Annotated in this window: 3 protein-coding genes; all 3 read left to right on the forward strand. The window is 47.9% G+C overall.

Annotated elements, in window-relative coordinates; genetic code table 11:
• Positions 1-601 (forward strand): carbohydrate ABC transporter permease (locus ENN47_12590; protein ID HDP78986.1); only part of this gene is annotated, 601 nt, incomplete at its 5' end.
• A gap of 15 nt (positions 602-616) precedes the next feature.
• Positions 617-1,852, forward strand: a complete 1,236-nt coding sequence (locus ENN47_12595; protein ID HDP78987.1) for a sugar ABC transporter substrate-binding protein — start codon at positions 617-619, stop codon at positions 1,850-1,852.
• Positions 1,853-1,903: 51 nt separating this feature from the next.
• A partial coding sequence (locus ENN47_12600; GenBank protein HDP78988.1) for an ROK family transcriptional regulator occupies positions 1,904-2,787 on the forward strand: 884 nt, incomplete at its 3' end.

Genomic DNA, 2,787 nt, shown 5'->3' on the forward strand with positions numbered 1-2,787 from the left:
CATATCGGTGCTGATCACGTTCGTTACGGTAATGTCTGCGTGCATGGCCGCCTATGTCTTCTCGAAGATCAAATTCAGAGGCAGAGAGGTCTTGTTCGGCATCTACATTGCAACAATGATGATTCCTGCCAATATCACAATGATTCCCAACTACCTCACTCTGAAGCATCTTTCGCTGCTAAACAGCTATGTGGGAATCATGCTTCCATCTCTCTTCAATGCATTTGGTACATTTATGATCAGGCAGTACATGAGAACCATACCGGATGACTTCGTTGAAGCTGCTGTTCTCGACGGAGCATCGCATTTCAGGATCTTCTTCAAAATGATACTGCCGCTGTCCAAACCCGCAGTTGCTACACTAACCGTTATCACTTTTATGGGAGCCTGGAACGATTACCTGTGGCCGCTTATAGTTCTAACAGACAAGAACAAGATGACGCTGCCGGTCGGTCTCAGTCTGCTAAACGGCCAGCACCAGAGCGACTACAACATGCTTATGGCCGGGGCTCTAATATCTATGATACCAATACTGCTAATCTACACATTCGCTCAGAGATACTTCGAACAGGGGCTCAGTGTAGGTGGTATAAAAGGCTAAAAGGAGTGTGATTCAATGAAAAGGTTTCTGGTAGTTCTAGTGGTTGCCTCAATGGTATTGACAACCTCTCTACTCGGTGTAACGACTATCAAGTTCATGAACTTCTCTTCAGCAGATGCAAACGCGAAGTATCTTGAAGAGATGAAAGAGATCTTCGAGGAACAGAACCCGGATATTAACGTAGAAATCGAAACCGTAGGTTTCGGCGATTACTTCACCAAACTGATGACCGTCGTAGCCGGTGGCAATGCCCCTGACGCTTTCGAGTTGAACTACGAGAACTTCTATACCTATGCCAAAAAGGACGTTCTACTAGACCTGAACAGTCTTCTTACCTCCTCTGGTTTCGATACCAGCGTGTTGAATGAAAGGGCGCTTTACGCCTTCTCAGACAATGGTGTGCAGTACGGCTTGCCATTCAGTTTCTCCAACGTGGTACTGATATACAACAAAGACCTCTTCGACAGGGCAGGCGCCGAACATCCGAGAGAAGACTGGACTTGGGCAGATGAACTGGAAGCGGCCAAAAAAATCAGGGCTTTGGATGCCATGACCTTTGGGATTTATCAGCCAGTTCAGTTCTGGGAATTCTACAAGATGGTTCAGCAGAACGGTGGTAGCATTCTCAACGAAGACAAGACGGCCTTCACACTGAATAGTCCTCAGAATATCGAGACTCTGCAGTATATGGTAGACAGGATCATCGAGTCGAACGTTATGCCGAATGATGCTCAGATGGCAGGCATGGGAGACTGGGATCTCTTTGAAGTCGAAAGAATTGGAATGATCGTTACTGGAACGTGGGCCTTCTCGACATTCAAAGAAAGCTGCGACTTCAACTGGGACATAGCTGTTGAGCCAGGAAACACAAGCAAGGCGACACATTTCTTCGCAAATGGTCTTGCGATCAGCAAAGACTCGAAGAAAGTTGACGCGGCCTTCAAGTGGATAAGTTTCCTCTCAGGAGACATAGATGTTGCAAAGATCAGAATCGAAGCGGGCTGGGAGCTACCACCGGTGACATACCCCGAGATAATTGAGCTCTACAAGCAGACCACGCCTCCAGAGAGCAAAGAAGTCGTATTCAAGTCTCTGGACTTTCTCGTAACGCCCCCTGTAATTGAGCAGTTCAACGAGATGGCAGACATAGTGAACAGACATCTAGAAGCGGCCAGATACGGAGAAAAGACTCCGGAACAGGCGCTAAACGATGCTCAGGCAGAACTGGAGAGATCCATAAAGTTAAACTGATCTGAAGATCGGGCCGGGATTCGTTCCCGGCCCCTTCCCTGGAGGTTTGCCGTGGCAAGCAAAGCCAGTAAAGAGATAATGAAAGAGATAAACGAGAAACTGCTTCTGAGAGGAATCTATTCGAATGAAGGAATAGACAGGGCGAGCCTGGCAAAGCTCACAGGCCTAAGTCCCGCAACGGTTACGAAAGTAGTGGGAGAATTGATTGAAAGCGGTCTGGTGGCTGAAACCGGAGTCGCAGACTCAACAGGCGGAAGAAAGCCGATCCTACTAAGCATCCAGCCGAAGAAGCTCTGCGTGCTCGGGCTGAAGATAGGCGTGGGATATCTTGACTACTCCTTGACCGACCTCTTTGGGATCGCTCTTGTAAGTGAGCGAAGGCTCCTGGAGAATCAGACTCCAGAAGAAGTCGTCTCAACAACGGAAACCATTCTGAAGGAATGGAACGGACTAATGGGCGAAAGCCTTTTGGGAATAGGCATCGCCGTGTCAGGCATTGTAGATTCACTCAAAGGCGTTGTAAAGAATTCCTTCCTTCTGAACTGGCAGGAAGTTCCAATAGCGAAACTGATCTCGGAACGATCCGGAAAGAAAACCTTTGTGATGAACGATGTAGATTCTTTTGCTCTCGCCCAATTCTGGAAGGGTGATGTGAATAATCACAAGAACTGTGTATTCATAACTCTAGGAGTAGGTATAGGAGGCGCAGTAGCAATCGACGGCAAACTGCACCTTACCGGGGCAGGAAGCGGAGAGTTCGGTCACATGACAATCTCGCAGAACGGAAATAAATGCACTTGTGGTAGTCGGGGCTGCCTTGAAGCTCAAGCTTCCTTCGAGGTTCTTGCCCGCAAGGTCTTTTCAAGAACGATCCATTCAGAATTGAAAGAGCTGTACAGCTCCGTCAAAGCGACGGAAACTTCGGAGATACATTA

The organism is Mesotoga infera, assembly GCA_011045915.1.
Classification (GTDB): Bacteria; Thermotogota; Thermotogae; order Petrotogales; family Kosmotogaceae; genus Mesotoga; species Mesotoga infera_D.

Bases quoted from the DNA above. Each gene is read 5' to 3' on its own strand.
- ENN47_12595 (HDP78987.1), top strand. From the start codon at position 617: ATGAAAAGGTTTCTGGTAGTTCTAGTGGTTGCCTCAATGGTATTGACA.